At 66.3% G+C, this 21,473-nt stretch carries 31 protein-coding genes; 27 read left to right on the plus strand and 4 right to left on the minus strand.

Translation table 11 applies throughout. The features are described from left to right. Positions 1–365: 365 nt before the first annotated feature. The 25 genes from rpsJ to MU582_04545 all read left to right on the plus strand — a co-directional run bounded on the left by rpsJ (position 366) and on the right by MU582_04545 (position 14,441). Positions 366–674, plus strand: coding sequence for a 30S ribosomal protein S10 (rpsJ, locus tag MU582_04425; GenBank protein UPK75887.1), 309 nt, complete (start codon positions 366–368; stop codon positions 672–674). 13 nt (positions 675–687) lie between these two features. Next, positions 688–1,353, plus strand: a complete 666-nt coding sequence (gene rplC, locus MU582_04430; GenBank protein ID UPK75888.1) for a 50S ribosomal protein L3 — start codon at positions 688–690, stop codon at positions 1,351–1,353. After that, positions 1,350–1,970, plus strand: a complete 621-nt coding sequence (rplD, locus tag MU582_04435; GenBank protein ID UPK77110.1) for a 50S ribosomal protein L4 — start codon at positions 1,350–1,352, stop codon at positions 1,968–1,970. Before rplC ends, rplD begins: the two co-directional genes overlap by 4 nt. Beyond that, positions 1,967–2,272 carry a 50S ribosomal protein L23 gene (rplW, locus tag MU582_04440; protein UPK75889.1) on the plus strand — a complete coding sequence of 102 codons (306 nt, stop codon included), beginning with the start codon at positions 1,967–1,969 and terminating at the stop codon, positions 2,270–2,272. The genes rplD and rplW overlap by 4 nt, the downstream gene beginning before the upstream one ends. A 19-nt stretch (positions 2,273–2,291) precedes the next feature. Further along, the gene (gene rplB, locus MU582_04445; protein ID UPK75890.1) at positions 2,292–3,122 is read left to right on the plus strand and encodes a 50S ribosomal protein L2; all 831 of its coding nucleotides are present in this window, start codon (positions 2,292–2,294) and stop codon (positions 3,120–3,122) included. Positions 3,123–3,144: 22 nt separating this feature from the next. Next, a complete protein-coding gene (rpsS, locus tag MU582_04450) occupies positions 3,145–3,426 on the plus strand; it encodes a 30S ribosomal protein S19 (protein ID UPK75891.1) in 282 nt (93 codons plus the stop codon). Further along, positions 3,423–3,860, plus strand: coding sequence for a 50S ribosomal protein L22 (gene rplV / locus MU582_04455; GenBank protein ID UPK75892.1), 438 nt, complete (start codon positions 3,423–3,425; stop codon positions 3,858–3,860). The genes rpsS and rplV overlap by 4 nt, the downstream gene beginning before the upstream one ends. After that, positions 3,860–4,687 (plus strand): 30S ribosomal protein S3, encoded by an 828-nt coding sequence (gene rpsC / locus MU582_04460; GenBank protein ID UPK75893.1) that lies wholly within the window; start codon positions 3,860–3,862, stop codon positions 4,685–4,687. The genes rplV and rpsC overlap by 1 nt, the downstream gene beginning before the upstream one ends. 3 nt (positions 4,688–4,690) lie before the next feature. Then, the gene (gene rplP / locus MU582_04465) at positions 4,691–5,110 is read left to right on the plus strand and encodes a 50S ribosomal protein L16 (GenBank protein UPK75894.1); all 420 of its coding nucleotides are present in this window, start codon (positions 4,691–4,693) and stop codon (positions 5,108–5,110) included. Further along, on the plus strand, positions 5,110–5,358 hold the full coding sequence (gene rpmC / locus MU582_04470) for a 50S ribosomal protein L29 (GenBank protein UPK75895.1): 249 nt from the start codon (positions 5,110–5,112) through the stop codon (positions 5,356–5,358). Before rplP ends, rpmC begins: the two co-directional genes overlap by 1 nt. Then, positions 5,355–5,651 (plus strand): 30S ribosomal protein S17, encoded by a 297-nt coding sequence (rpsQ, locus tag MU582_04475; protein ID UPK75896.1) that lies wholly within the window; start codon positions 5,355–5,357, stop codon positions 5,649–5,651. The genes rpmC and rpsQ overlap by 4 nt, the downstream gene beginning before the upstream one ends. Positions 5,652–5,801: 150 nt before the next feature. Then, positions 5,802–6,173, plus strand: coding sequence for a 50S ribosomal protein L14 (rplN, locus tag MU582_04480; GenBank protein ID UPK75897.1), 372 nt, complete (start codon positions 5,802–5,804; stop codon positions 6,171–6,173). Beyond that, positions 6,173–6,556, plus strand: coding sequence for a 50S ribosomal protein L24 (rplX, locus tag MU582_04485; GenBank protein UPK75898.1), 384 nt, complete (start codon positions 6,173–6,175; stop codon positions 6,554–6,556). The genes rplN and rplX overlap by 1 nt, the downstream gene beginning before the upstream one ends. After that, the gene (gene rplE, locus MU582_04490) at positions 6,556–7,125 is read left to right on the plus strand and encodes a 50S ribosomal protein L5 (protein UPK75899.1); all 570 of its coding nucleotides are present in this window, start codon (positions 6,556–6,558) and stop codon (positions 7,123–7,125) included. Before rplX ends, rplE begins: the two co-directional genes overlap by 1 nt. After that, on the plus strand, positions 7,125–7,310 hold the full coding sequence (locus MU582_04495) for a type Z 30S ribosomal protein S14 (GenBank protein UPK75900.1): 186 nt from the start codon (positions 7,125–7,127) through the stop codon (positions 7,308–7,310). Before rplE ends, MU582_04495 begins: the two co-directional genes overlap by 1 nt. A gap of 63 nt (positions 7,311–7,373) precedes the next feature. Next, positions 7,374–7,781 carry a 30S ribosomal protein S8 gene (gene rpsH, locus MU582_04500; protein UPK75901.1) on the plus strand — a complete coding sequence of 136 codons (408 nt, stop codon included), beginning with the start codon at positions 7,374–7,376 and terminating at the stop codon, positions 7,779–7,781. An 18-nt stretch (positions 7,782–7,799) separates the two neighbouring features. Next, the gene (rplF, locus tag MU582_04505; protein ID UPK75902.1) at positions 7,800–8,339 is read left to right on the plus strand and encodes a 50S ribosomal protein L6; all 540 of its coding nucleotides are present in this window, start codon (positions 7,800–7,802) and stop codon (positions 8,337–8,339) included. 2 nt (positions 8,340–8,341) lie between these two features. Next, entirely contained in the window at positions 8,342–8,725 is a 384-nt protein-coding gene (rplR, locus tag MU582_04510) for a 50S ribosomal protein L18 (protein UPK75903.1), read from the plus strand. Positions 8,726–8,753: 28 nt separating this feature from the next. Beyond that, complete coding sequence (rpsE, locus tag MU582_04515; protein ID UPK75904.1) at positions 8,754–9,335, plus strand: 30S ribosomal protein S5; 582 nt, start codon at positions 8,754–8,756, stop codon at positions 9,333–9,335. Then, a complete protein-coding gene (gene rpmD / locus MU582_04520) occupies positions 9,335–9,517 on the plus strand; it encodes a 50S ribosomal protein L30 (GenBank protein ID UPK75905.1) in 183 nt (60 codons plus the stop codon). The genes rpsE and rpmD overlap by 1 nt, the downstream gene beginning before the upstream one ends. Before the next feature lies 1 nt (position 9,518). Further along, positions 9,519–9,959: a 50S ribosomal protein L15 gene (rplO, locus tag MU582_04525; GenBank protein ID UPK75906.1), complete on the plus strand. Its 441-nt coding sequence runs from the start codon at positions 9,519–9,521 to the stop codon at positions 9,957–9,959. 153 nt (positions 9,960–10,112) lie between these two features. Beyond that, a complete protein-coding gene (gene secY, locus MU582_04530; GenBank protein ID UPK75907.1) occupies positions 10,113–11,417 on the plus strand; it encodes a preprotein translocase subunit SecY in 1,305 nt (434 codons plus the stop codon). Next, positions 11,417–11,995, plus strand: coding sequence for an adenylate kinase (locus MU582_04535; GenBank protein ID UPK75908.1), 579 nt, complete (start codon positions 11,417–11,419; stop codon positions 11,993–11,995). Before secY ends, MU582_04535 begins: the two co-directional genes overlap by 1 nt. Next, positions 11,995–12,816, plus strand: a complete 822-nt coding sequence (gene map, locus MU582_04540) for a type I methionyl aminopeptidase (protein ID UPK75909.1) — start codon at positions 11,995–11,997, stop codon at positions 12,814–12,816. The genes MU582_04535 and map overlap by 1 nt, the downstream gene beginning before the upstream one ends. Positions 12,817–13,052: 236 nt before the next feature. After that, positions 13,053–14,441, plus strand: a complete 1,389-nt coding sequence (locus MU582_04545) for an MFS transporter (GenBank protein ID UPK75910.1) — start codon at positions 13,053–13,055, stop codon at positions 14,439–14,441. Between the two features lie 70 nt (positions 14,442–14,511). Here the strand turns inward: MU582_04545 and MU582_04550 are convergent, their stop codons facing one another. Beyond that, on the minus strand, positions 14,512–15,765 hold the full coding sequence (locus MU582_04550; GenBank protein ID UPK75911.1) for an aspartate aminotransferase family protein: 1,254 nt from the start codon (positions 15,763–15,765) through the stop codon (positions 14,512–14,514). A 190-nt stretch (positions 15,766–15,955) separates the two neighbouring features. On the opposite strand from MU582_04550, the gene MU582_04555 reads away from it, so the two are divergent. After that, positions 15,956–17,443 carry an NAD-dependent succinate-semialdehyde dehydrogenase gene (locus MU582_04555; protein UPK75912.1) on the plus strand — a complete coding sequence of 496 codons (1,488 nt, stop codon included), beginning with the start codon at positions 15,956–15,958 and terminating at the stop codon, positions 17,441–17,443. 113 nt (positions 17,444–17,556) lie between these two features. Then, positions 17,557–19,899 (plus strand): arylsulfatase, encoded by a 2,343-nt coding sequence (locus MU582_04560; GenBank protein UPK75913.1) that lies wholly within the window; start codon positions 17,557–17,559, stop codon positions 19,897–19,899. Between the two features lie 18 nt (positions 19,900–19,917). On the opposite strand, the gene MU582_04565 is transcribed toward MU582_04560, so the two are convergent. From MU582_04565 to MU582_04575, 3 genes are all read right to left on the minus strand, one after another. Beyond that, positions 19,918–20,220, minus strand: a complete 303-nt coding sequence (locus MU582_04565) for a DUF86 domain-containing protein (GenBank protein UPK75914.1) — start codon at positions 20,218–20,220, stop codon at positions 19,918–19,920. 56 nt (positions 20,221–20,276) lie between these two features. Beyond that, on the minus strand, positions 20,277–20,708 hold the full coding sequence (locus MU582_04570) for a helix-turn-helix domain-containing protein (GenBank protein UPK75915.1): 432 nt from the start codon (positions 20,706–20,708) through the stop codon (positions 20,277–20,279). Positions 20,709–20,775: 67 nt separating this feature from the next. Beyond that, positions 20,776–21,456 (minus strand): GntR family transcriptional regulator, encoded by a 681-nt coding sequence (locus MU582_04575; GenBank protein UPK75916.1) that lies wholly within the window; start codon positions 21,454–21,456, stop codon positions 20,776–20,778. Positions 21,457–21,473 lie beyond the last annotated feature (17 nt).

Raw genomic sequence — 21,473 nt, forward strand, 5'->3', positions numbered from 1 at the left:
GATCGAGACGCGGACCCGGAACGCGGCGTCAACCCCGATTTGGCATCGGCCGGTGATGTCTGTCAGACTGTTGCGGTTGCTCCGGTGGAGTTGCCGGGGTGTGCGCTGCTCGCAGCCACACCGAACCAGGAGACTCCACTCGGCTCGATGCAGATCAGGTCGGGCCCAACTACCTAACTCGAGAAGTGTGTGCCGTCGTGTGCCTTGTGCCCATCGCGACACGCCCGACCTCGGGGGTCGGAAGAGCCGTGCAGGCCACGTCGACGGGTTACCGGAGCGCAGCACACGGCTCAGCCGAGGCGTGACGAGACCAGACCTGGCACCACGCCGGGCCCGGGCACGAAGAAAGGGACGAAGCGAGCGCTATGGCGGGACAGAAGATCCGCATCAGGCTCAAGGCCTATGACCACGAGGTGATCGACACCTCGGCGCGGAAGATCGTGGACACCGTGACGCGGACCGGCGCGAGCATCGCCGGACCGGTGCCGTTGCCGACCGAGAAGAACGTGTTCTGCGTCATCCGCTCGCCGCACAAGTACAAGGACAGCCGCGAGCACTTCGAGATGCGTACGCACAAGCGACTCATCGACATCATCGACCCGACACCGAAGACGGTCGATTCGCTGATGCGTCTCGATCTGCCGGCCGGTGTCGACATCGAGATCAAGCTCTGAGGACCGAACACCAATGAGCAAGCAGACTAGCCAGAGGAAAGACGTACGCGGGCTGCTCGGCCGCAAGGTCGGCATGACGCAGACCTGGGACGCCGACAACCGCGTCGTGCCCGTCACCGTGATCGCGGCCGACACGAACGTCGTCACGCAGATCCGCAAGGCCGAGACCGACGGATACACCGCCGTTCAGATCGGCTTCGGCGAGATCGACGGTCGCAAGGTCACCAAGCCGCGTGCGGGTCACTTCGAGAAGGCCGGCGTGACGCCGCGCCGCCACGTTGCCGAGATCCGCACCGCCGCGATCGACGGATACGAGATCGGGCAGCAGATCAGCCCCGACATCTTCGCCGCCGGTGACGTCGTCGACGTCACGGGTACGAGCAAGGGCAAGGGCTACGCGGGCGTGATGAAGCGCCACGGCTTCGCCGGCGTCAGCGCATCCCACGGTGCACACCGCAACCACCGCAAGCCGGGTTCGATCGGCGGCTGCGCCACCCCCGGCCGGGTGTTCAAGGGCCTGCGGATGGCCGGACGCATGGGCAACGACCGCGTGACGGTCCAGAGCCTCGCGATCCACGCAGTCGACACCGACAAGGGCCTGATCCTGATCAAGGGCGCCGTACCCGGCGCCAAGGGCTCGACGGTCATGATCCGTTCAGCCGCCAAGAAGGGAGCCTGATCGTGAGCATCGTCAAGGTCGATCTCCCCGCTGAGATCTTCGATGTCCAGGTCAACGTCCCGTTGATCCACCAGGTGGTCGTGGCCCAGCAGGCCGCGGCGCGCCAGGGCACGGCCGCCACCAAGACCCGCGGCCAGGTTCGCGGCGGTGGCGCCAAGCCGTACCGCCAGAAGGGCACCGGCCGCGCCCGCCAGGGTTCGACCCGGGCGCCGCAGTTCGCCGGCGGTGGCACCGTGCACGGCCCGACGCCTCGGTCGTACGTTCAGCGCACGCCGAAGAAGATGAAGGCCGCCGCACTCCGTGGCGCGCTCTCGGATCGCGCCCGCAACGACCGCGTGCACGTGGTCGACGGTCTCGTTTCCGGCGACACCCCGTCCACCAAGGCCGCGCTCGCCGCGGTTCGCGAGATCACCGAGCGCGAGCACGTGCTCGTCGTCGTCCAGCGTGACGACGAGGTGACCGTCAAGAGCCTGCGCAACGTGGCGACGATCCACCTGTTGCCGTCCGACCAGCTGAACACCTACGACGTCCTCCGCAACGACGACGTCGTGTTCACCAAGGCGGCCTACGACGCGTTCGTCGAGCGCGTCACACCCGCGAAGGAGGCTGCCAAGTGAGCACGCTGCACGGAGACCCGCGCGACGTACTCCTCGCGCCGGTCGTCAGCGAGAAGAGCTATGGCCTGCTCGACGAGAACAAGTACACGTTCCTCGTCGCGCCGGATGCCAACAAGACGCAGATCAAGATCGCGGTCGAGAAGATCTTCGACGTGAAGGTCACCGGTGTGAACACGCTCAACCGTCCCGGCAAGCGCCGTCGTACGCGTACGGGTTGGGGCAAGCGTCCCGACACCAAGCGTGCGGTCGTGAGCGTGGCCGAGGGCCAGAGCATCGACATCTTCTCCGGACCGGGCGCCTGAGGGACACGAGGACGACAACATGGCTATTCGCAAGTACAAGCCGACAACTCCGGGCCGTCGCGGCTCGTCGGTTGCCGACTTCGCCGAGATCACCCGCACGACGCCCGAGAAGTCGCTGACCCGCCCGCTGCCGAAGAAGGGCGGCCGCAACAACCAGGGCCGCATCACCACGCGGCACCAGGGTGGCGGTCACAAGCGCGCATACCGCGTCATCGACTTCCGCCGCTACGACAAGGACGGCGTGCCGGCCAAGGTCGCTCACATCGAGTACGACCCGAACCGCACCGCTCGGATCGCCTTGCTGCACTACGCCGACGGCGAGAAGCGCTACATCATCGCGCCGGCCGGCCTCTCGCAGGGCGCGACCATCGAGGCGGGTGTCAAGGCCGACATCAAGCCGGGTAACAACCTGCCGCTGCGCAACATCCCGGTCGGTACGGTCGTGCACGCAATCGAGATGCGCCCGGGTGGCGGCGCCAAGCTCGGCCGGTCTGCAGGTGCGGCCGTCCAGCTGGTCGCCAAGGAAGGCAACCGCGCACAGCTGCGGCTGCCGTCGGGCGAGATGCGTTACGTCGACGTCCGCTGCCGCGCCAGCATCGGTGAGGTCGGCAACGCCGAGCAGTCCAACATCGACCTCGGCAAGGCCGGCCGCAACCGCTGGAAGGGCAAGCGCCCGAGCGTTCGCGGTGTCGTGATGAACCCGATCGACCACCCGCACGGTGGTGGCGAAGGACGTACGTCCGGTGGACGCCACCCGGTGTCGCCGTGGGGCAAGCCCGAAGGCCGTACGCGTAAGCGCAAGGCCAGCGACAAGTTGATCGTCCGCCGCCGCAAGACCGGCAAGCGCTGAGACCGGGAGAGACGAGAAAGCAATGCCACGCAGCCTCAAAAAGGGCCCGTTCGTCGACGGCCATCTGATCAAGAAGGTCGACGCACAGAACGACCAGGGCAGCAAGAACGTGATCAAGACGTGGTCGCGTCGCTCGATGATCGTGCCGGCAATGATCGGCCACACCATCGCAGTGCACGACGGCCGCAAACATGTCCCGGTCTTCGTGACCGAGGCGATGGTCGGGCACAAGCTCGGCGAGTTCGCCCCGACACGTACGTTCCGCGGGCACGAGAAGGACGACCGAAAGGCGCGTAGACGATGAGCACGATGGAGCGCGGACGCGTGAGCGCTCGGCGAGACTCGCTTCTGGGAGACGCAGAAGGTGCATTCGCCGTCGCGCGGTTCGTCCGGGTCACCCCGATGAAGGCACGCCGGGTCGTCGACCTCGTACGCGGGCTTCCCGTTGACGAGGCGCTCAGCGTGCTGCGGTTCGCGCCGCAGGCCGCTGCCGAGAACGTCCGCAAGCTGCTGGAGAGCGCGATCGCCAACGCCGAGGGCGGCGAGGGTCTCGATGCATCGACGCTGGTCGTCAGCAAGGCGTTCGTGGACGAGGGCCCGACGCTGAAGCGTTGGCGTCCCCGCGCACAGGGTCGGGCGTACCGCATCCGCAAGCGCACGAGCCACCTGACGATCGTCGTCCAGCCTGAGGACGCCGTCGCCGAAAACACTGCCGGAAGCAAGGGAAGGAACCGCTAGTGGGACAGAAGGTCAACCCGCACGGGTTCCGACTCGGAGTCTCGACGGATCACAAGAGCCGTTGGTACGCCGACAAGCTCTACTCGAGCTACGTCGGTGAGGACGTCAAGATCCGCAAGCTGCTGACCACCGGCATGGACCGCGCCGGTATCAGCAAGGTCGAGATCGAGCGCACCCGTGACCGTGTACGCGTCGACATCCACACCGCCCGTCCCGGCATCGTCATCGGTCGCCGTGGCGCCGAGGCCGACCGCATCCGCGGTGAGCTGGAGAAGCTCACCGGTAAGCAGGTGCAGCTGAACATCCTCGAGGTCAAGAACCCCGAGACCGATGCGCAGCTGGTGGCGCAGGGCGTCGCCGAGCAGCTGTCGGGTCGTGTCCAGTTCCGCCGTGCGATGCGCAAGGCACTGCAGACGACGATGCGCAGCGGCGCGAAGGGCGTTCGCATTCAGTGCTCCGGCCGTCTCGGCGGTGCCGAGATGTCGCGCCAGGAGTTCTACCGCGAGGGCCGCGTGCCCCTGCACACGCTGCGCGCCGATGTCGACTACGGCTTCTACGAGGCGCGTACGACCTTCGGCCGGATCGGCGTGAAGGTCTGGATCTACAAGGGCGAGGTGGCTGGCACCCGCGCCGAGCGCGAGGCACAGGCCGCCGCGCGCGCCGCGGCACCGAGCGGTCGCGGTCGCCCGTCGCGCGGACGCCGTCCGAGCCGTCGTGGTGGCGATGACCGCCGCGACGCCGCGGGTGCCGCGCAGAAGAGCAGTGCGCCGGCCGCCGAGGCCGCAGCTCCGGCAGCCGAGAGCGCACCGACCGGACAGGAGAGCTGAATCATGCTGATCCCCAAGCGGGTCAAGCACCGCAAGCAGCACCACCCGAAGCGGCGTGGTGTCGCCAAGGGCGGCACCTCGCTCGCATTCGGCGATTACGGCATCCAGGCCGTCGAGGGCAACTACGTGACGAACCGGCAGATCGAGTCGGCGCGTATTGCGATGACGCGGCACATCAAGCGTGGCGGCAAGGTGTGGATCAACATCTACCCCGACCGTCCGCTGACCAAGAAGCCGGCCGAGACCCGGATGGGTTCCGGTAAGGGCTCCCCGGAGTGGTGGGTCGCCAACGTGAAGCCCGGCCGCGTGATGTTCGAGCTGTCCGGTGTTACCGACGAGACCGCTCGTGAAGCGCTGCGCCGTGCGATCCACAAGCTCCCGATGAAGTGCAAGATCGTGAGCCGCGAGGCAGGTGACAACTGATGGCAGCGTCCACCCAGGCCGCAGAGCTGCGTACGTTGAACGCGGATGACTTGGCCGAGAAGCTCGCCGAGCACAAGGCGGAGCTGTTCAACCTGCGCTTCCAGGCGGCGACCGGCCAGCTCGAGAGCCATGGTCGGCTGCGTACGGTGCGGCGCGATATCGCCCGCATCTACACGGTGATCCGCGAGCGTGAGCTCGGCATCATCGAGGCCGACGAGCCCACCGACGAGAGCGAGGGTGCGGCATGACCGAGCAGCAGATTGAGAAGGACACCGTGGCAGAAGCAGAGGGCCGTAACGCACGCAAGGTGCGCGAGGGACTCGTCGTCAGCGACAAGATGGACAAGACCGTCGTCGTCGATGTCGAGGATCGTGTGAAGCACGCGCTGTACGGCAAGGTCATGCGCCGCAACAGCAAGCTCAAGGCTCACGACGAGACCAACCAGTGTGGTGCCGGCGACCGCGTCCTGATCATGGAGACGCGTCCGCTGTCGGCAACCAAGCGCTGGCGCGTCGTCGAGGTCCTCGAGAAGGCGAAGTAGTCATGTACGCGGTGTTGAAGGGTCTCTCGGGGAGCGAGACGACCATGCAGCACAGCGTCGAGGTCCTCGAGAAGGCGAAGTAACTATCCGTTCCACCAGGCTCGTCCGGCAGACCCGGTAGAGAACCAGTGAGACAACAGGAGATATCCGATGATCCAGCAGGAGTCGCGGCTCAAGGTCGCCGACAACACCGGTGCCAAGGAGATCTTGTGCATCCGCGTGCTCGGTGGCTCCGGCCGCCGCTACGCCGGAATCGGCGACACCGTCGTTGCCACCGTCAAGGATGCGATTCCGGGCGGCAACGTGAAGAAGGGTGACGTCGTGAAGGCAGTCGTCGTGCGCACCGCCAAGGAGCGGCGTCGTCCCGACGGCTCGTACATCCGCTTCGACGAGAACGCGGCCGTCATCCTCAAGGCCGACGGCGGCGAACCCCGCGGTACGCGCATCTTCGGCCCGGTCGGCCGCGAGCTGCGCGATAAGCGCTTCATGAGAATCATCTCGCTGGCACCGGAGGTGCTCTGATGGCCAAGAAGCAAGCCAGCCTGAACATCAAGAAGGGCGACGAGGTACGCGTCGTCGCCGGCAAGGACAAGGGCGTCGAAGGCAAGGTCATCGCGGTCATCCCCGAGCGGGAGCGCGTGATCGTCGAGGGCGCCAACCGCATCAAGCGCCACACCAAGACCCAGCAGCAGGGCGGCCGCGCCGGTAACACCGGAGGGATCATCACCCAAGAGGCCGCGATCCACGTCTCGAACGTCATGCTGCTGGTCGAGAAGGACGGCGAGAAGGTCACGTCGCGTGTCGGTTCGCGCCGCGAGGACGTCACCAAGACCCGTGCGGACGGTTCGACCTACGACGCTCAGCGCAGCGTACGGGTCGCGAAGCGCACCGGCGAGGAGATCTGATGAGCACCACCACCGAGACGGCTCCGACGCCGCGACTGCGTACGCGCTACCGCGAGGAGATCATCCCCGCCCTGCGCGAGGAGTTCGGCTACGAGAACATCATGCAGGTCCCGGGCCTCACCAAGATCGTCGTCAACATGGGCGTCGGCGAGGCGGCCCGTGACTCGAAGCTGATCGACGGTGCGGTCAACGACCTGTCGCTGATCGCGGGCCAGAAGCCGGCGATCACGAAGGCACGTAAGTCGATCGCGCAGTTCAAGCTGCGCGAAGGAATGCCGATCGGCGCGCACGTGACGCTACGCGGCGCGCGCATGTGGGAGTTCCTGGACCGGCTGCTGAGTGTTGCGCTGCCGCGCATCCGCGACTTCCGTGGTCTGTCGCCGAAGCAGTTCGACGGTCGCGGCAACTACACGTTCGGGATGACCGAGCAGGTCATGTTCTACGAGATCGACCAGGACAAGATCGACCGCAGCCGCGGTATGGACATCACGATCGTGACGACCGCGACCAACAACGACGAGGGCCGGGCGCTGCTGAAGCAGCTCGGTTTCCCCTTCAAGGAGAACTGATGGCGAAGACAGGACTTCGGGTCAAGGCAGGGCGCAAGCCCAAGTTCGCGGTCCGCGCGTACACCCGCTGCCAGCGTTGCGGCCGGCCGAAGGCGGTTTACCGCAAGTTCGGCCTGTGCCGGGTGTGCCTTCGTGAGATGGCGCACCGCGGGGAGCTCCCCGGCGTGACCAAGAGCAGCTGGTAACCACCACCGAGACTGAACGCCACAGGTCGCAGCAGCGAAACCGTGGCGGGAGAGACATACATCATGACGATGACCGATCCGATCGCGGACATGCTCGCGCGTGTCCGCAACGGTAACCAGGCCTTCCACGACGACGTACGCATGCCGTACAGCAAGTTGAAGGTCGGCGTTGCGGAGATCCTGAAGCAGGAGGGCTACATCACCTCCTACCAGGTCGATGAGCCGGCCGAGGGCGCCGTCGGCAAGACGCTGACGGTGACCTTGAAGTACGGCCCGCACCGCGAGCGCTCGATCTCCGGTATTCGCCGCATCAGCAAGCCGGGTCTGCGGGTGTACGCGAAGGCCACCAACCTGCCCAAGGTCCTCGGCGGCCTCGGCGTCGCGATCATCTCGACGAGCCAGGGACTGCTGACCGACCGCCAGGCGACCCAGAAGAAGGTAGGCGGGGAAGTCCTCGCCTACGTCTGGTGAGGCCGGAGGAGGAACGTTATGTCACGCATTGGCAAGCTGCCCGTCACCGTGCCCAGCGGTGTCGAGGTGACCATTGACGGCCAGCACGTCACGGTCAAGGGACCCAAGGGCACCCTCGACCACACCGTTGCGGAGCCGATCACGGTCGCGCTCGGCGACGACGGCGTCGAGGTCTCCCGTCCGGACGACGCACGCGAGAACAAGGCGCTGCACGGGTTGTCGCGCACGCTGATCCAGAACATGGTCATCGGCGTCACCGACGGCTACGAGAAGAAACTCGAGATCGTCGGCGTCGGTTACCGCGTCCTCGCGAAGGGCCCGTCGGCCGTCGAGCTGAACCTCGGCTACAGCCACCCGGTCAACTTCGAGGCTCCCGAGGGCATCACGCTCACGGTCGAGTCGGCCACGAAGTTTGCCGTACAGGGCATCGATAAGCAGGTCGTCGGCGAGGTCGCCGCAAAGATCCGCAAACTACGCAAGCCCGAGCCGTACAAGGGCAAGGGTGTTCGTTACGCCGGCGAGCACGTCCGCCGCAAGGTCGGAAAGGCTGGTAAGTAGTCATGGCCATCGCTTTGAAGCATCGTCGCAACCTCGCGACGCGCACTGCGTCGAAGGCGCGTCGCCAGGTACGCGGTCGCAAGAAGCTCAACGGCACCCCCGCGCGTCCGCGCTTGGTCGTGACCCGCTCCAGCCGGCACATCGTCGCCCAGGTGGTCAACGACCTCGAGGGTCGTACGCTGGCCTCGGCATCGTCGATGGAAGCCGACCTGCGTGGGCTCGACGGTGACAAGACGGCGAAGGCGCATAAGGTCGGCGAGCTTGTCGCCGACCGTGCGAAGGCCGCCGGGGTCGAGACCGTCGTGTTCGACCGGGCCGGAAACAAGTACCAAGGTCGCGTAGCGGCTCTGGCCGACGGCGCCCGCGAGGGCGGGCTGGCCTTCTGATGAGAACAGCAATTATGAGGAGTTCGAAATGAGCGGATCGCAGCGCCGCAGCGGTGGCGGCGGTGGCCGTCGGGGCCGCGACGGGTCGGCGGACAAGACCGCCTACATCGAGAAGGTCGTCGGCATCAACCGCGTGGCGAAGGTCGTCAAGGGCGGCCGGCGCTTCAGCTTCACCGCGCTCGTCGTCGTCGGTGACGGCGACGGCATGGTCGGAGTCGGTTACGGCAAGGCCAAGGAAGTCCCGACCGCGATCGCCAAGGGCGTCGAGGAGGCGAAGAAGAACTTCTTCCGCGTCCCGCGCATCCAGGGCACGATCCCGCACCCGGTGCAGGGTGAGAAGGCGGCAGGCGTCGTCATGCTGCGCCCCGCTGCACCCGGTACCGGTGTGATCGCCGGCGGACCCGTGCGCGCCGTGCTCGAGTCGGCCGGTATCCACGATGTGCTGAGCAAGTCGCTCGGATCGGCCAACGCGATCAACATCGTGCACGCCACCGTCGAGGCACTTCGCTCGCTCGAGTCGCCGGAGTCGGTCGCGCAGCGTCGCGGTCTCCCGGTCGAGGATGTCGCGCCGAGCGCGCTGCTGAAGGCACGCGCGGAGGTGTCGTCGTAATGGCGAACGTCAAGGTACGCCAGGTGCGCTCGGTCATCGGGTGCAAGAAGAACCAGCGCGAGACCCTGCGTACGCTCGGTCTGAAGCGCATCGGTGACGAGGTCGTTCGCGAGGATCGCCCGGAGGTACGCGGCATGCTCGCGACCGTCACCCACCTCGTCAACATCGAGGAGGTCGACTGACATGGCGCTCAAGCTCCATCACCTGCGTCCCGCTCCGGGTGCCAAGACGGCGAAGACCCGGGTCGGACGCGGCGAGGCCAGCAAGGGCAAGACCGCGGGCCGCGGAACCAAGGGTACGAAGGCTCGTAACCAGGTGCCCGCCACTTTCGAGGGCGGTCAGACGCCGCTGCACATGCGGCTGCCGAAGATGAAGGGCTTCAAGAGCCCGTTCAAGGTCGAGTTCCAGGTCGTGAATCTCGACCGGTTGTCGGCTCTGTACCCCGACGGCGGCGAGGTCGTCGTCGACGACCTGGTGGCCAAGGGTGCGGTTCGCGCCGGCAAGCCGGTCAAGGTGCTCGGCACTGGCGACATCACCGTTGCCGTTCAGATCACTGCGCATGCGTTCTCGGCGTCGGCGCGACAGAAGATCGAGGCGGCCGGGGGTACGGTCACCCAGCTGTGACCGGCATGATGGAATCAGCGATGAGGCGTGTCTTCGCGGGAGGCTGCGAGTGACACGCCTTATTGCGATCTCATTGACCGACCGGCAGTTCGCGACCCGGAGTGTCCGGGCCGACCGTGACAACCGCCCCTACGGGGTACGTGGGAGGACTTGGTGCTAGGCGCCTTCGTCAACGCGTTCAAGACGCCCGATCTGCGACGCAAGTTGCTGTTCGTGCTGCTCATCGTCGTGTTGTTCCGGCTCGGTTCGACGCTGCCCGCGCCGGGCGTGAACGTCGAGAACGTCCAAGCTTGCTTCACCAACGCGTCCGAGGGCGATCAGGCCGGCCTCTTCACGTTGATCAACGTTTTCTCCGGCGGCGCGCTGCTGCAGCTGACCGTGTTCGCGCTGGGCATCATGCCCTACATCACGGCCAGCATCATCTTGCAGCTGCTGACCGTCGTGATCCCGCGGCTCGAGGCGCTCAAGAAGGAGGGCCAGTCCGGGCAGGCGAAGATCACCCAGTACACCCGTTACCTGACCCTGGGCCTCGCCGTTCTGCAGGGCACCGGCATCGTCGCGCTCGCCCGCTCGGGCAACCTGTTCGGCAGCTCATGTGACATGCCGCTCCTGCATGATCCCGACAGCATCACGCAGTTCCTCGTCACCGTGCTGACAATGGTCGCCGGCACCTCGGTGATCATGTGGTTCGGCGAGCTGATCACCGATCGCGGTATCGGCAACGGTATGTCGATCATGATCTTCACCCAGGTCGTCGCGACCTTCCCCGGTGCCATGTGGACCATCCGTCAGCAGAGCGGCTGGCGTACGTTCGCGATCGTTATCGTGATCGGTCTCGCGGTTGTCGCCGCGGTCATCTTCATCGAGCAGGCGCAGCGCCGGATCCCGGTTCAGTACGCACGCCGTATGGTCGGCCGCCGCATGTTCGGCGGATCCTCGACGTACATCCCGCTGAAGGTCAACCAGGCCGGCATCATTCCGGTCATCTTCGCCTCCAGCCTGATGTACATCCCGGCGCTGATGGCGCAGTTCAACCAGGAAGCGTCGTGGGCCGGTTGGGTGAACAGCCACTTCGTACAGGGTGACCACCCGCTCTACATGGCGACCTACTTCGCGCTCATCATCTTCTTCACGTACTTCTATGTGTCGATCACCTTCAACCCCAAGGAGGTCTCCGACAACATGAAGAAGTACGGCGGCTTCATCCCGGGCATCCGGGCGGGTAAGCCGACCGAGGAGTACTTGGGGTACGTCCTGTCCCGTATCACGCTGCCGGGCTCGCTCTACCTCGGCCTGATCTCGATGATTCCGCTGATCGCGTTCGTGTTGATCAACGCGAACCAGAACTTCCCGTTCGGCGGTACGACGATCCTGATCATCGTCGGCGTCGGTCTCGACACCGTCAAGCAGATCGAGAGCCAGCTGCAGCAGCGCAACTATGAAGGGTTCCTTCGCTGATGCGTATGTTGCTGATGGGCCCACCTGGGGCGGGCAAGGGCACGCAGGCCGTACGGCTGTCGTCGACGCTGTCGGTGCCGCAGATCTCGACGGGCGACATCTTCCGGGCCAACGTCTCGGAGGGCACCGAGCTCGGCAAGACCGCGCAGTCGTACATGGACGCCGGTGAGTACGTACCCGACGAGGTCACCAACGCCATGGTGCGCGACCGGCTCAACGCCGACGATGCGCGCGGCGGGTTCCTGCTCGACGGCTACCCGCGCACCCTCGATCAGGTGCGTACGCTCGACGACATCCTCGCCGAGCAGAGCGCCAAGCTGGAGGCGGCGATCGAGCTCTCGGTCGACTCCGAGGAGCTCATCGCGCGGCTGCTGAAGCGTGCGCAGGAGTCGGGCCGTGCCGACGACACAGAAGAGGTCATCCGTCACCGCCAGGAGGTGTACGTCGAGCAGACGGCGCCTCTGGTGGAGACCTACGAGCAGCGTGGCTTGCTGATCCAGGTCGACGGCATGGGCGAGGTCGACGAGGTGTCCGATCGCATCGCTGCCGCGCTACGAGAGCGCGGCCTAGGGCGCTGATGGGCCTGCTCGACCGGGGCATCGAGCTCAAACGCCCGGACCAGATCGATCGCATGCGCGAGGCGGGCGTCGTCACGCGTGAGGCGCTCGAGCTCGTTCGCGAGCACGTACGACCCGGGGTGACGACCGGGGAGCTCGATGCGATCGCGGAGAAGCACATCCGCTCGCGCGGAGCGGTGCCGAACTTCAAGGGCTACCACGGATTCCCAGGCACCATCTGCACATCGGTCAACGACATCGTCGTGCACGGCATCCCCGGTGATCGCGAGTTGCACGACGGCGACATCATCTCCGTCGACTGTGGTGCGATCGTTGACGGCTGGCACGGCGATGCCGCGATCACGGTGGCCGTCGGCTCGGTACCCGACGAGATCATCGAGCTGATGGCGGTCTGCCAGGAGTCGATGTGGCGCGGGATCGCCGCGGCCCGGCTCGGCGGTCGGGTGACCGACATCGGCAATGCCATCGAGACCTACGTACGTGCTCGTGGTTCGTACGGCATCGTCGAAGACTACGTGGGGCACGGGATCGGCTCGGCGATGCACCAGCCGCCGAACGTCCCGAACTACGGTAAGGCCGGTCGCGGGCCGAAGCTGGTCAAGGGCCTGGTGCTCGCGGTCGAGCCGATGATCACCCAGGGCACCATCGAGACCCGCGTACTCCCCGATGAGTGGACCGTCGAGACGATCGATGGCTCGTGGTCGGCGCACTTCGAGAACACCTTCACGCTCACCGACACCGGCACCTGGGTACTCACCGAGCACGATGGCGGCAAGGCGAAGCTGGCCGAGCTGGGCATTCCGTACGGCGGTCCGAGCTGAGCGATCCGCGGTGCTTTCTCCGTGTCGGTCGTCGGATTTCCCTTCACTGAGGGTGATTCCTGGGGTGTCCAGGTTGCTGTCTCCGCTCAACTTCGGTAGATGTTGCGCTCGTGCCCGCCTGACGGTGGCCACCTGACACTCAGATCGGTAGGGTGTCGGATTGTCAACAAAACTACGAACCTCGTACGTCGGCCAGGTGAACTCGACTCGGGTCGGCACGACCAAGGGAGCGGCCGATGGCCTCCAGCGGAGCGAACGAAACGAGCGAGGCATCCGATGAGGTGCCACCGGGTGTACTGAAAAGGGCCGTCGCCGCGTCGGCGATGGGCAATGCGACCGAGTGGTTCGACTACGGCGTCTATGCCTATGTCGCGACCGAGATCGGCGCCAACTTCTTTCCCGGCGAACACGAGAACCTCGGTGCGCTGCTCGGCTTCGCAGTCTCGTTCGTACTGCGTCCACTCGGTGGAATCGTCTGGGGTCCGCTAGGCGACAAGCTCGGACGTTCGACGGTCCTCGCAACGACGATCCTGTTGATGTGCTCGGCCACGTTCTGCGTCGGTCTGATTCCCAGCTACGACACCATCGGCATCTGGGCACCGATCCTGCTGATCCTGCTGCGAGTCGTCCAGGGCTTCTCGACCGGTGGCGAGTACGGCGGCGCCGCGACGTTCATGGCAGAGTACTCGCCGGACAAGAAGCGCGGCTTCTGGGGCAGCTTCCTGGAGTTCGGCACGTTGGCCGGCCTGTCGCTGGCCCTGATCGTCGTTGCCGTGCTGCGCTACTTCATCGGCGACACCGCCATGGAGGATTGGGGCTGGCGGATTCCGTTCTTCATCGCGGGCCCGCTCGGTGCCATCGGTCTGTACCTGCGCGTGAAGATGGAAGACACTCCGGTCTTCAAGGAACTCGAGGCGAAGGACGAGGTTGAGCACGAGGCGACCGGCGCGTTGAGGGATCTGCTCGCCACGTACTGGAAGCCGATCCTGCAGCTGTTCGGACTGGTGATCGCACTCAACGTGGCGAACTACACGCTGCTCTCGTACATGCCCACCTACCTTCCGGACACCATCGGGATGGCGAAGGGCGACGCCGAGCTGATGGTGCTGATCGGCCAGGTGCTGATGATGCTCGTGATCCCGTTCGCCGGATCACTCTCGGATCGGATCGGTCGTAAGCCATGCTGGTGGTATTCGCTGATCGGATTGTTCATCCTCGCCCTGCCGATGTACTGGCTGATGGCACAGAACCTCGCCCTGGCGATCGTCGGCTTCGCGGTCCTCGGGCTGGTGTACGTGCTCCAGCTGGGAACGATCTCCGCGACGTTCCCTGCGATGTTCCCGACGCACGTCAGGTACGCGGGGATGGCGATCTCGTACAACGTTGCGACCGCGGCGTTCGGTGGCACCGCACCGTTGGCTAACGAAGCGCTGATCGACGCGACCGGCAACTCCTACATTCCCGCCTTCTACATGATGGGTGCCTGCATCTGCGGCATGGTGGGTCTGTATTTCATGGTCGAGACCAGGGGTGCGTCGCTCAAGGGTCGTGGAGTTCCGGGCGTCATCTCGAAGCCGTCCGGTCGTCGGCCCGGGGGTGGGAAACCGCGCACTGCCGAGGCCTGATCGTCAACCAGGCATGAAGAAGGGCCCCGCCGGATCGGCGGGGCCCTTCTTGCGTTTCGTGCGAACGGCGTCAGCTGAGAACCGCGTCTACGGCCTCGCCCCACACGCCGGCCGCTTCGTCGACCTCTGCGGAGTTGACGACGAGCGCCGGGATGAAGCGCACGACCTGACCCCACGCGCCGCAGGTGAGCAGCAGCAGTCCGCGCTTGGCGGCTTCTTGCTGTGCCGCGCTTGCGGTAGCGCCGTCGGGGTTGCCGTCGGCGTCGCGGAACTCGTTGCCGACCATCAGGCCGAGTCCGCGTACGTCGGTGATCTGGTCGTGCTTGGCGGCTACGCCCGACAGCGCCGAGCGCAGGTCATCGCCGCGGTCGGCGGCGTTCTGGACGAGCTTCTCGTCCTCGATCACGTCGAGGGTTGCCAACGCGGCGGCGCAGGCGACGGCGTTGGCGCCGTACGTGCCGCCCTGGGAGCCCGGCCATGCCTTGGCCATCAGCTCTTCTGACGCGGCGATGGCCGACAGCGGGAAGCCGGAGGCGATGCCCTTGGCGGTGACGAGTACGTCGGGCTGCACGCCGAAGTGGTCGTGTCCCCAGAACTTGCCCGTGCGGCCCCAACCGGTCTGCACCTCGTCGATGACCAGCAGGATGCCGTACTTGTCGGCGCGCTCGCGCAGGCCGGCGAGGAAGCGCTCGTTGGCGGGTACGTACCCGCCCTCGCCGAGTACCGGCTCGACGAAGAACGCCGCGGTGTCCTGCGGTGACGACATGGTCTGCAGGGTGAAGTCGAGCTGCTTCAGTGCGAAGTCGGTCGCCTCCTCCTGGGTCCAGCCGAAGTGAGTCGGGTCGGGGAAGGGGGAGACGTGCACGCCGGCCATCAGCGGGCTGAAGCCCGCCCGGAACTTCGTGCCGGACGTGGTCAGCGACGCCGCCGCGACCGTACGCCCGTGGAAGCCGCCGTGGAACACGACGATGTTCGGACGGCCGGTGGCCTGCCGGGTCAATCGCAGCGCGGACTCGATCGCCTCGGATCCGGAGTTGGAGAAGAACACCCGCTCCAAGCCGGCCGGCAGCACCTCGCTCAATCGTTCGGTGAGCGTCAGCAACGGGCGGTGCATGACCGTCGTGTACTGCGCGTGGATCACCTTCGCGACCTGCTCCTGCGCGGCCGCGACGACGCGCGGATGGCAGTGCCCGGTGCTCGTGACGCCGATCCCGGCGGTGAAGTCGAGATAGCGGCGCCCCTCCTCGTCGAAGAGATGGACGCCCTCGCCGCGCTCGACGACGACGCCGGTCGCTTGCTTGAGTATCTGAGACAGTTCGGCCACGGACGCTCCTCTGATAGGCGGGTCGACGCCGATGCAGCCCCCCACTCGACAGTGGTCGACCCGGTTGCTCGCCCCCTCGATCCGGGGGCTGGTAGATTGTCGACAATCAGCGTAACAGGGTCGCGCTCCCACGGGGAAGCCGCGGCCGTACCGTTGCCGTAAGACGCCTTTACCCCCCGGGAGAGTGACCATGACCGACAACGACGCCCGCAGTGCGACCGCCGGCTCCGCCGAGGCGGTGATTGCGTCGGTACCAAAGCAGTTGTACGTGGGGGGTGAATGGCGCGATGCGCAGGGTGGAGCGACGTTCGACGTACTCGATCCGGCGACCGGCGAGGTGCTGTGCGCCGTTTCGGATGCGACACCCGCCGACGGACGCGCGGCGCTCGACGCCGCGGTCGGAGCGCAGGCGTCGTTCGCCGCAGTGTCGCCGCGTGAGCGTTCCGACATGCTCACCAAGGCCTTCGAGTTGCTCCATGAGCGCATCGACGACCTCGCTCGGCTGATGACTCTCGAGATGGGCAAGCCGCTCGCCGAGGCGAAGGGCGAGATCGCGTACGCGGCTGAGTTCTTCCGCCACTTCGCCGCCGAGGCCGTACGCATCGACGGCGGCTACCAGACTGCGCCCGCGGGCAATGCGCGGTTCCTGGTCGCCAAGCAGCCGGTCGGCCCGTGTCTGCTGATCACGCCGTGGAACTTCCCGATGGCGATGGGTACGCGCAAGATCGGCCCGGCGATCGCGGCCGGCTGCACCAGCGTGATCAAGCCCGCGCATCAGACGCCGCTTTCGATGCTCGCGCTCGTCGAGATCCTGCGTGAGGCGGGCGTGCCCGACGGCGTCGTGAACGTCGTGCCGACGACGGATCCCAACGGCCTGATGGAGCCGCTCATCCGGTCCGGCGATGCGCGCAAGCTGTCGTTCACGGGCTCGACCAAGGTCGGTCGCATCCTGTTGGAGCAGTGCGCCGACAAGGTTCTTCGTACCTCGATGGAGCTCGGCGGCAACGCGCCGTTCGTGGTGTTCGAAGACGCCGACCTCGACGAGGCGGTCCAGGGCGCCCTCGCCGCGAAGATGCGCAACATGGGCGAGGCATGCACTGCGGCGAACCGGATCTACGTCCACGAGAGCGTGATCGACGAGTTCGGCGACAAGCTCGCGAAGGCCATGGCAGCAATGCCGGTCGGACGCGGCATCGATGACGGTACGCGCGTCGGTCCGTTGATCGACGACGCGGCACTGCGCAAGGTCTCCGAGCTGGTCGAGGACGCCGTCGAGCGCGGCGCGAGCGTACTCACCGGCGGTGAGCCTGGGCAGGGCGCCGGCTACTTCTACCCGCCGACCGTGCTCACGGGTGTGTCCGAGGACTCCAAGATGGCAAGCGAGGAGATCTTCGGCCCGGTAGCCCCGCTGACGTCGTTCTCGACCGAGGAGGAGGCGATCGCAGCGGCCAACGACACGGAGTACGGACTCGTTTCGTACGTCTACACCAACGATCTGCGCCGTTCGCTACGGGTCGCCGAGGCCCTCGAGACCGGCATGGTCGGGCTGAACCAGGGTGTCGTCTCGAACCCCGCCGCGCCGTTCGGCGGTGTGAAGATGTCCGGTCTCGGACGCGAGGGTGGTTCGACCGGCATCGACGAGTTCCTCGAGATCAAGTACATCGGCATCACTGCCTGAGCCCACCACGCTGACACGCGAGTTCCACCACGCTGACACGCGGGTTTTGACGTACAGAACCCGCGTGTCACCGGGACAGAACCCGCGTGTCAGCGTGTGGTGGAATGTGCGGCGTGACCGACCTCGACCGCACCAGGCTCCCGCTCGACGTACGCTCCGCGACCCGCGATGCCGCGGCCGGCAGCCAGACGCAGAGCCCACCCGACCCGGTCGTCCCCGTACGCCCGCCCGCCGGTGCGCCGAACGTCGTGATCGTGCTGGTCGACGACATGGGATTCGGTGCATCGAGTGCGTACGGCGGACCGTGCGAGATGCCGACCGCAGAGCGCCTGGCCGGCGGTGGGTTGCGCTACAGCCGTTTTCACGTGACGGCGCTGTGTTCACCCACGCGCCAGGCGCTGATGACCGGGCGCAACCATCACTCGGTCGGTATGGGCGTGACGTCGGAGATGGCGACGCCGAATGCCGGCTACACGGGCTATCGGCCACCGAGTGCCGCGACGATCGCGCAGACCCTGTCCGGCAACGGCTACAGCACGGCCGCATTCGGCAAGTGGCATCAGACGCCGCCGGCGGAGGTGAATCCGTCAGGTCCCTTCACCCGTTGGCCGACGGGTGAAGGCTTCGACGCGTTCTACGGCTTTATGGCGTGCGAGATGAACCACTGGCACCCGCAGCTCTACAACGGCACAACACCCATCGACCCGCCGCGTACGCCTGACGAGGGATACCACCTGTCCGAGGACCTCGTCGACCAGGCGATCGACTGGGTGACGACTCAGCAGTCCCTGACGCCGGACAAGCCGTTCTTCACCTACCTCGCACTCGGCGCCACCCACGCTCCGTTCCATGTCGCGCCGGAGTGGACTCAGAAGTACGCGGGACGCTTCGACGACGGCTGGGATGCTCAACGGGAGCAGACGCTTGCGCGACAGAAGGAGCTGCGCCTCGTACCCGAGTCCGCCGACCTCGCACCGTGGGCCGAAGGCGTGCCGCATTGGGACGACCTGGACGACGCCGAACGCCGCGTCGCAGCCAGGTTCATGGAGACGTACGCGGGCTTCGCCGAGCACGCCGATGCTCAAGTCGGCCGGTTCGTCGACGCGCTCGAACGGATCGGCGAACTCGACAACACCTTGTTCCTCTACCTCCTGGGCGACAACGGCGCCTCCGGTGAGGGCGGCCTCGAGGGTACGTTCCGCGAGCATCTCGTCGGCCACGGGATCGCCGACGACACCGCGTACATGGATGATCGTCTCGATCAGCTCGGTGATCCATCGACGTACCCGATCTACCCCGTCGGCTGGGCGCTTGCGATGAACACGCCGTACCAGTGGACGAAGCAGGTCGCTTCGCACTACGGCGGTACGCGTGACGGCATGATCGTGCGATGGGGGAGCGGAATCGAGGCGCGCGGCGAGGTCAGGCATCAATGGCATCACGTGATCGACGTGCTGCCGACGTTGCTCGACGTCGCCGGTCTGCCACAGCCGGAGTACGTCAACGGCTTTGCACAGCAGCCGATTGAGGGCGTGAGCATGCGCTACTCGTTCGACGACGCCGATGCGGCCGACCGGCGTACGACGCAGTACTTCGAGATGGTCGGCAACCGCGGCATCTACCACGAAGGCTGGACGGCCGTGACCCGCCACGGTGTGCCGTGGCAGATGGTGCCCGAGGGTCCGCGACCATTTGATGCAGACATCTGGGAGCTGTACGACACGACGACCGACTGGACACAGGCGCACGACCTCGCCGCCGAGCAACCAGAGAAGCTGCGCGAACTGCAGGAGATCTTCGTCGCGGAGGCGGAGAAGTACAACGTGTTCCCGCTCGATGATCGCGTGACCGAGCGCGAGAACCCGCAGCTCGCCGGCCGCCTCGACCTGCACCACGGGCGTACGTCGATCGAGCTCGGCCCGACGGCGGGTCGGTTATCGGAGGATGCGGCTCCGAACGTCAAGAATCGTTCGCATGTGATCACCGTCGACGTCGAGGTCGCCGGTACGGCAAATGGCGTGCTCGTCGCTCAGGGCGGGCGCTTCGGCGGCTGGTCGCTCTACTGCGTCGACGGAGCGCTGAGGTACGCGTACAACTGCTACGGACGCGACCGCGCGCTCGTACGCGCCGAGCAGCAGCTGCGGCCCAGGCGACACCGGCTCGCGATGCGGTTCGCGTACGACGGCGGTCCTGCGGGCAGCGGTGCGACGGTGTTCCTCGAGGTCGACGGCGAGACCGTCGGCGAGGGGCGGGTCGAGGCCACGACGGCGTACTACTTCTCGTTCGACGAGACGCTCAATGTCGGCATCGACCGGGGTACGCCGGTCTGCGAGGACTACGCCGTCGGCGACAACGCCTTCACCGAGACGATCCATCGGGTGCATTTCGATCTCGACACCGATGGCTCCGAACTGACCAACGCCGAGCGCCTACGCACCCGCCTCGCGCACCACTGACCGATAGCGGCCCTTGGCCTACCGGGCAAGGATGCGCCGAATCGCGTCCACATCGCGAGCGAGGTCATCGCTGAGGGAGCGCCAGACGATGCGGTAGTCGATGAATCCGTACTCGTGTGCAACGACATTTCGCATGCGCTTCATCTTCAGCCACTCGACCTCCGGGTGGGCTGCGATGAAGTCGTCGTCGAGACGCGAGACTGCTTCGCCCAATCGGTGCAGTAGCGCCTCGGTGACCAGCTGAGTCGGCCGGTCGTCGAAGAAGTTCTGTTGGCCGTGCGAGATCACGTACTGGCTGATTTCGTCGGCGAAGGTGAGCATGTCCGTGAGAATGCGCTCAGTTCGATGATCTGGGCCCGCACCCGTCGGCGAACTCGTCACACCGCCACCGGACCCTCGATCCGATCGACGCCGGCCGCGCCATCTGAAATGACGTCGACCCGGATCCCGAGCAGCTCCTCCAACGCCTCGGCGAGTGCGATCTGGTCGTAGAGGGTCGCATCGTCGGAGAAGCGCACCAGCAGGTCGAGGTCGGATGTCGTGGTGTCGGTGCCGGTTGCGGCCGACCCGAAGACCCTGACGTCGCTCGCATGGTGTTCGGCGGCGACGCCGACGATGTCGTTGCGGTACTGTGCGAGCAGCATCGACGGGCGCATCCGCGTCGCCTCCTCGATCCGCGCGAGGGTTGCCGGGCTCGGGGTGAGCCTGCCCGACTCGTAGGCCGAGATGTTGGGCTGGGCGATTCCGGTGAGTTCGGCGAGTTCCCGCTGAGACAAGCCCGCACGACGGCGCCGCTGTCGAATCTCCATTTTCCGATGATATCAGCGCTTATATCTTGCTCTCGGAGTTACGCGGTCGGGATCACTCCGAGGGAGGTCAGTCGTCGCTGCGGGGTACGACGGTCGCCAGTCGCTCGATCGCGTCATCCATATGCGCGACCAGCAGCCGATCGACGAGCGCGGGGTCACCCGCAGCGAAAGCATCGGCGATCGCCTGGTGCTCGGGTACGCGTACGTCGGGTGCGGGGTACGTGCCGCCGAGCGCGTTGATGCACATGCGGGTCTCGGTCAAGAGTGTGTCGTGCATCCGGGACAGCCGTAGGCTCTGCGCTCCGCGTACGAGGCAGTCGTGGAAGTCGAGGTCGGACTCGCCGACCTGATCTGCCCGCTCCCGGTCGGACGCGGCCGACATGTGCTCGGCGATCGCGCGGAGGTCGGCGGCGGTCTTGAGCGGGTCGTGCTCGAAGACCTGGGCTGCGGCGGCGCGTTCGACGGCACTACGGGCGACGTACATATCGCGTACGTCGGCCTCGGTCATCTCGACCACGAACAACCCGCGGTTCGGGATCGAGATGAGCAGCCCCTCTTGGGTGAGGCGCTGCATGCCTTCGCGTAAAGGCCCCCTGCTGACGCCGAGCTCGCGGGCGAGCTCGGCTTCGCCGAGCTGCGCACCCGCCGGCAGCTCTCCGCTACGGATGGCATCGCGCAGCTTGGCCGCGATGATGCTCGGGGTCGACTCTCGTACGACGGGTTCGAGATGGCGGCGGTTAGTGGTCACGACGGCTCCTTGCGCAG

The organism is Nocardioidaceae bacterium SCSIO 66511 (genome assembly GCA_023100825.1).
Taxonomy (GTDB): domain Bacteria; phylum Actinomycetota; class Actinomycetes; order Propionibacteriales; family Nocardioidaceae; genus Solicola.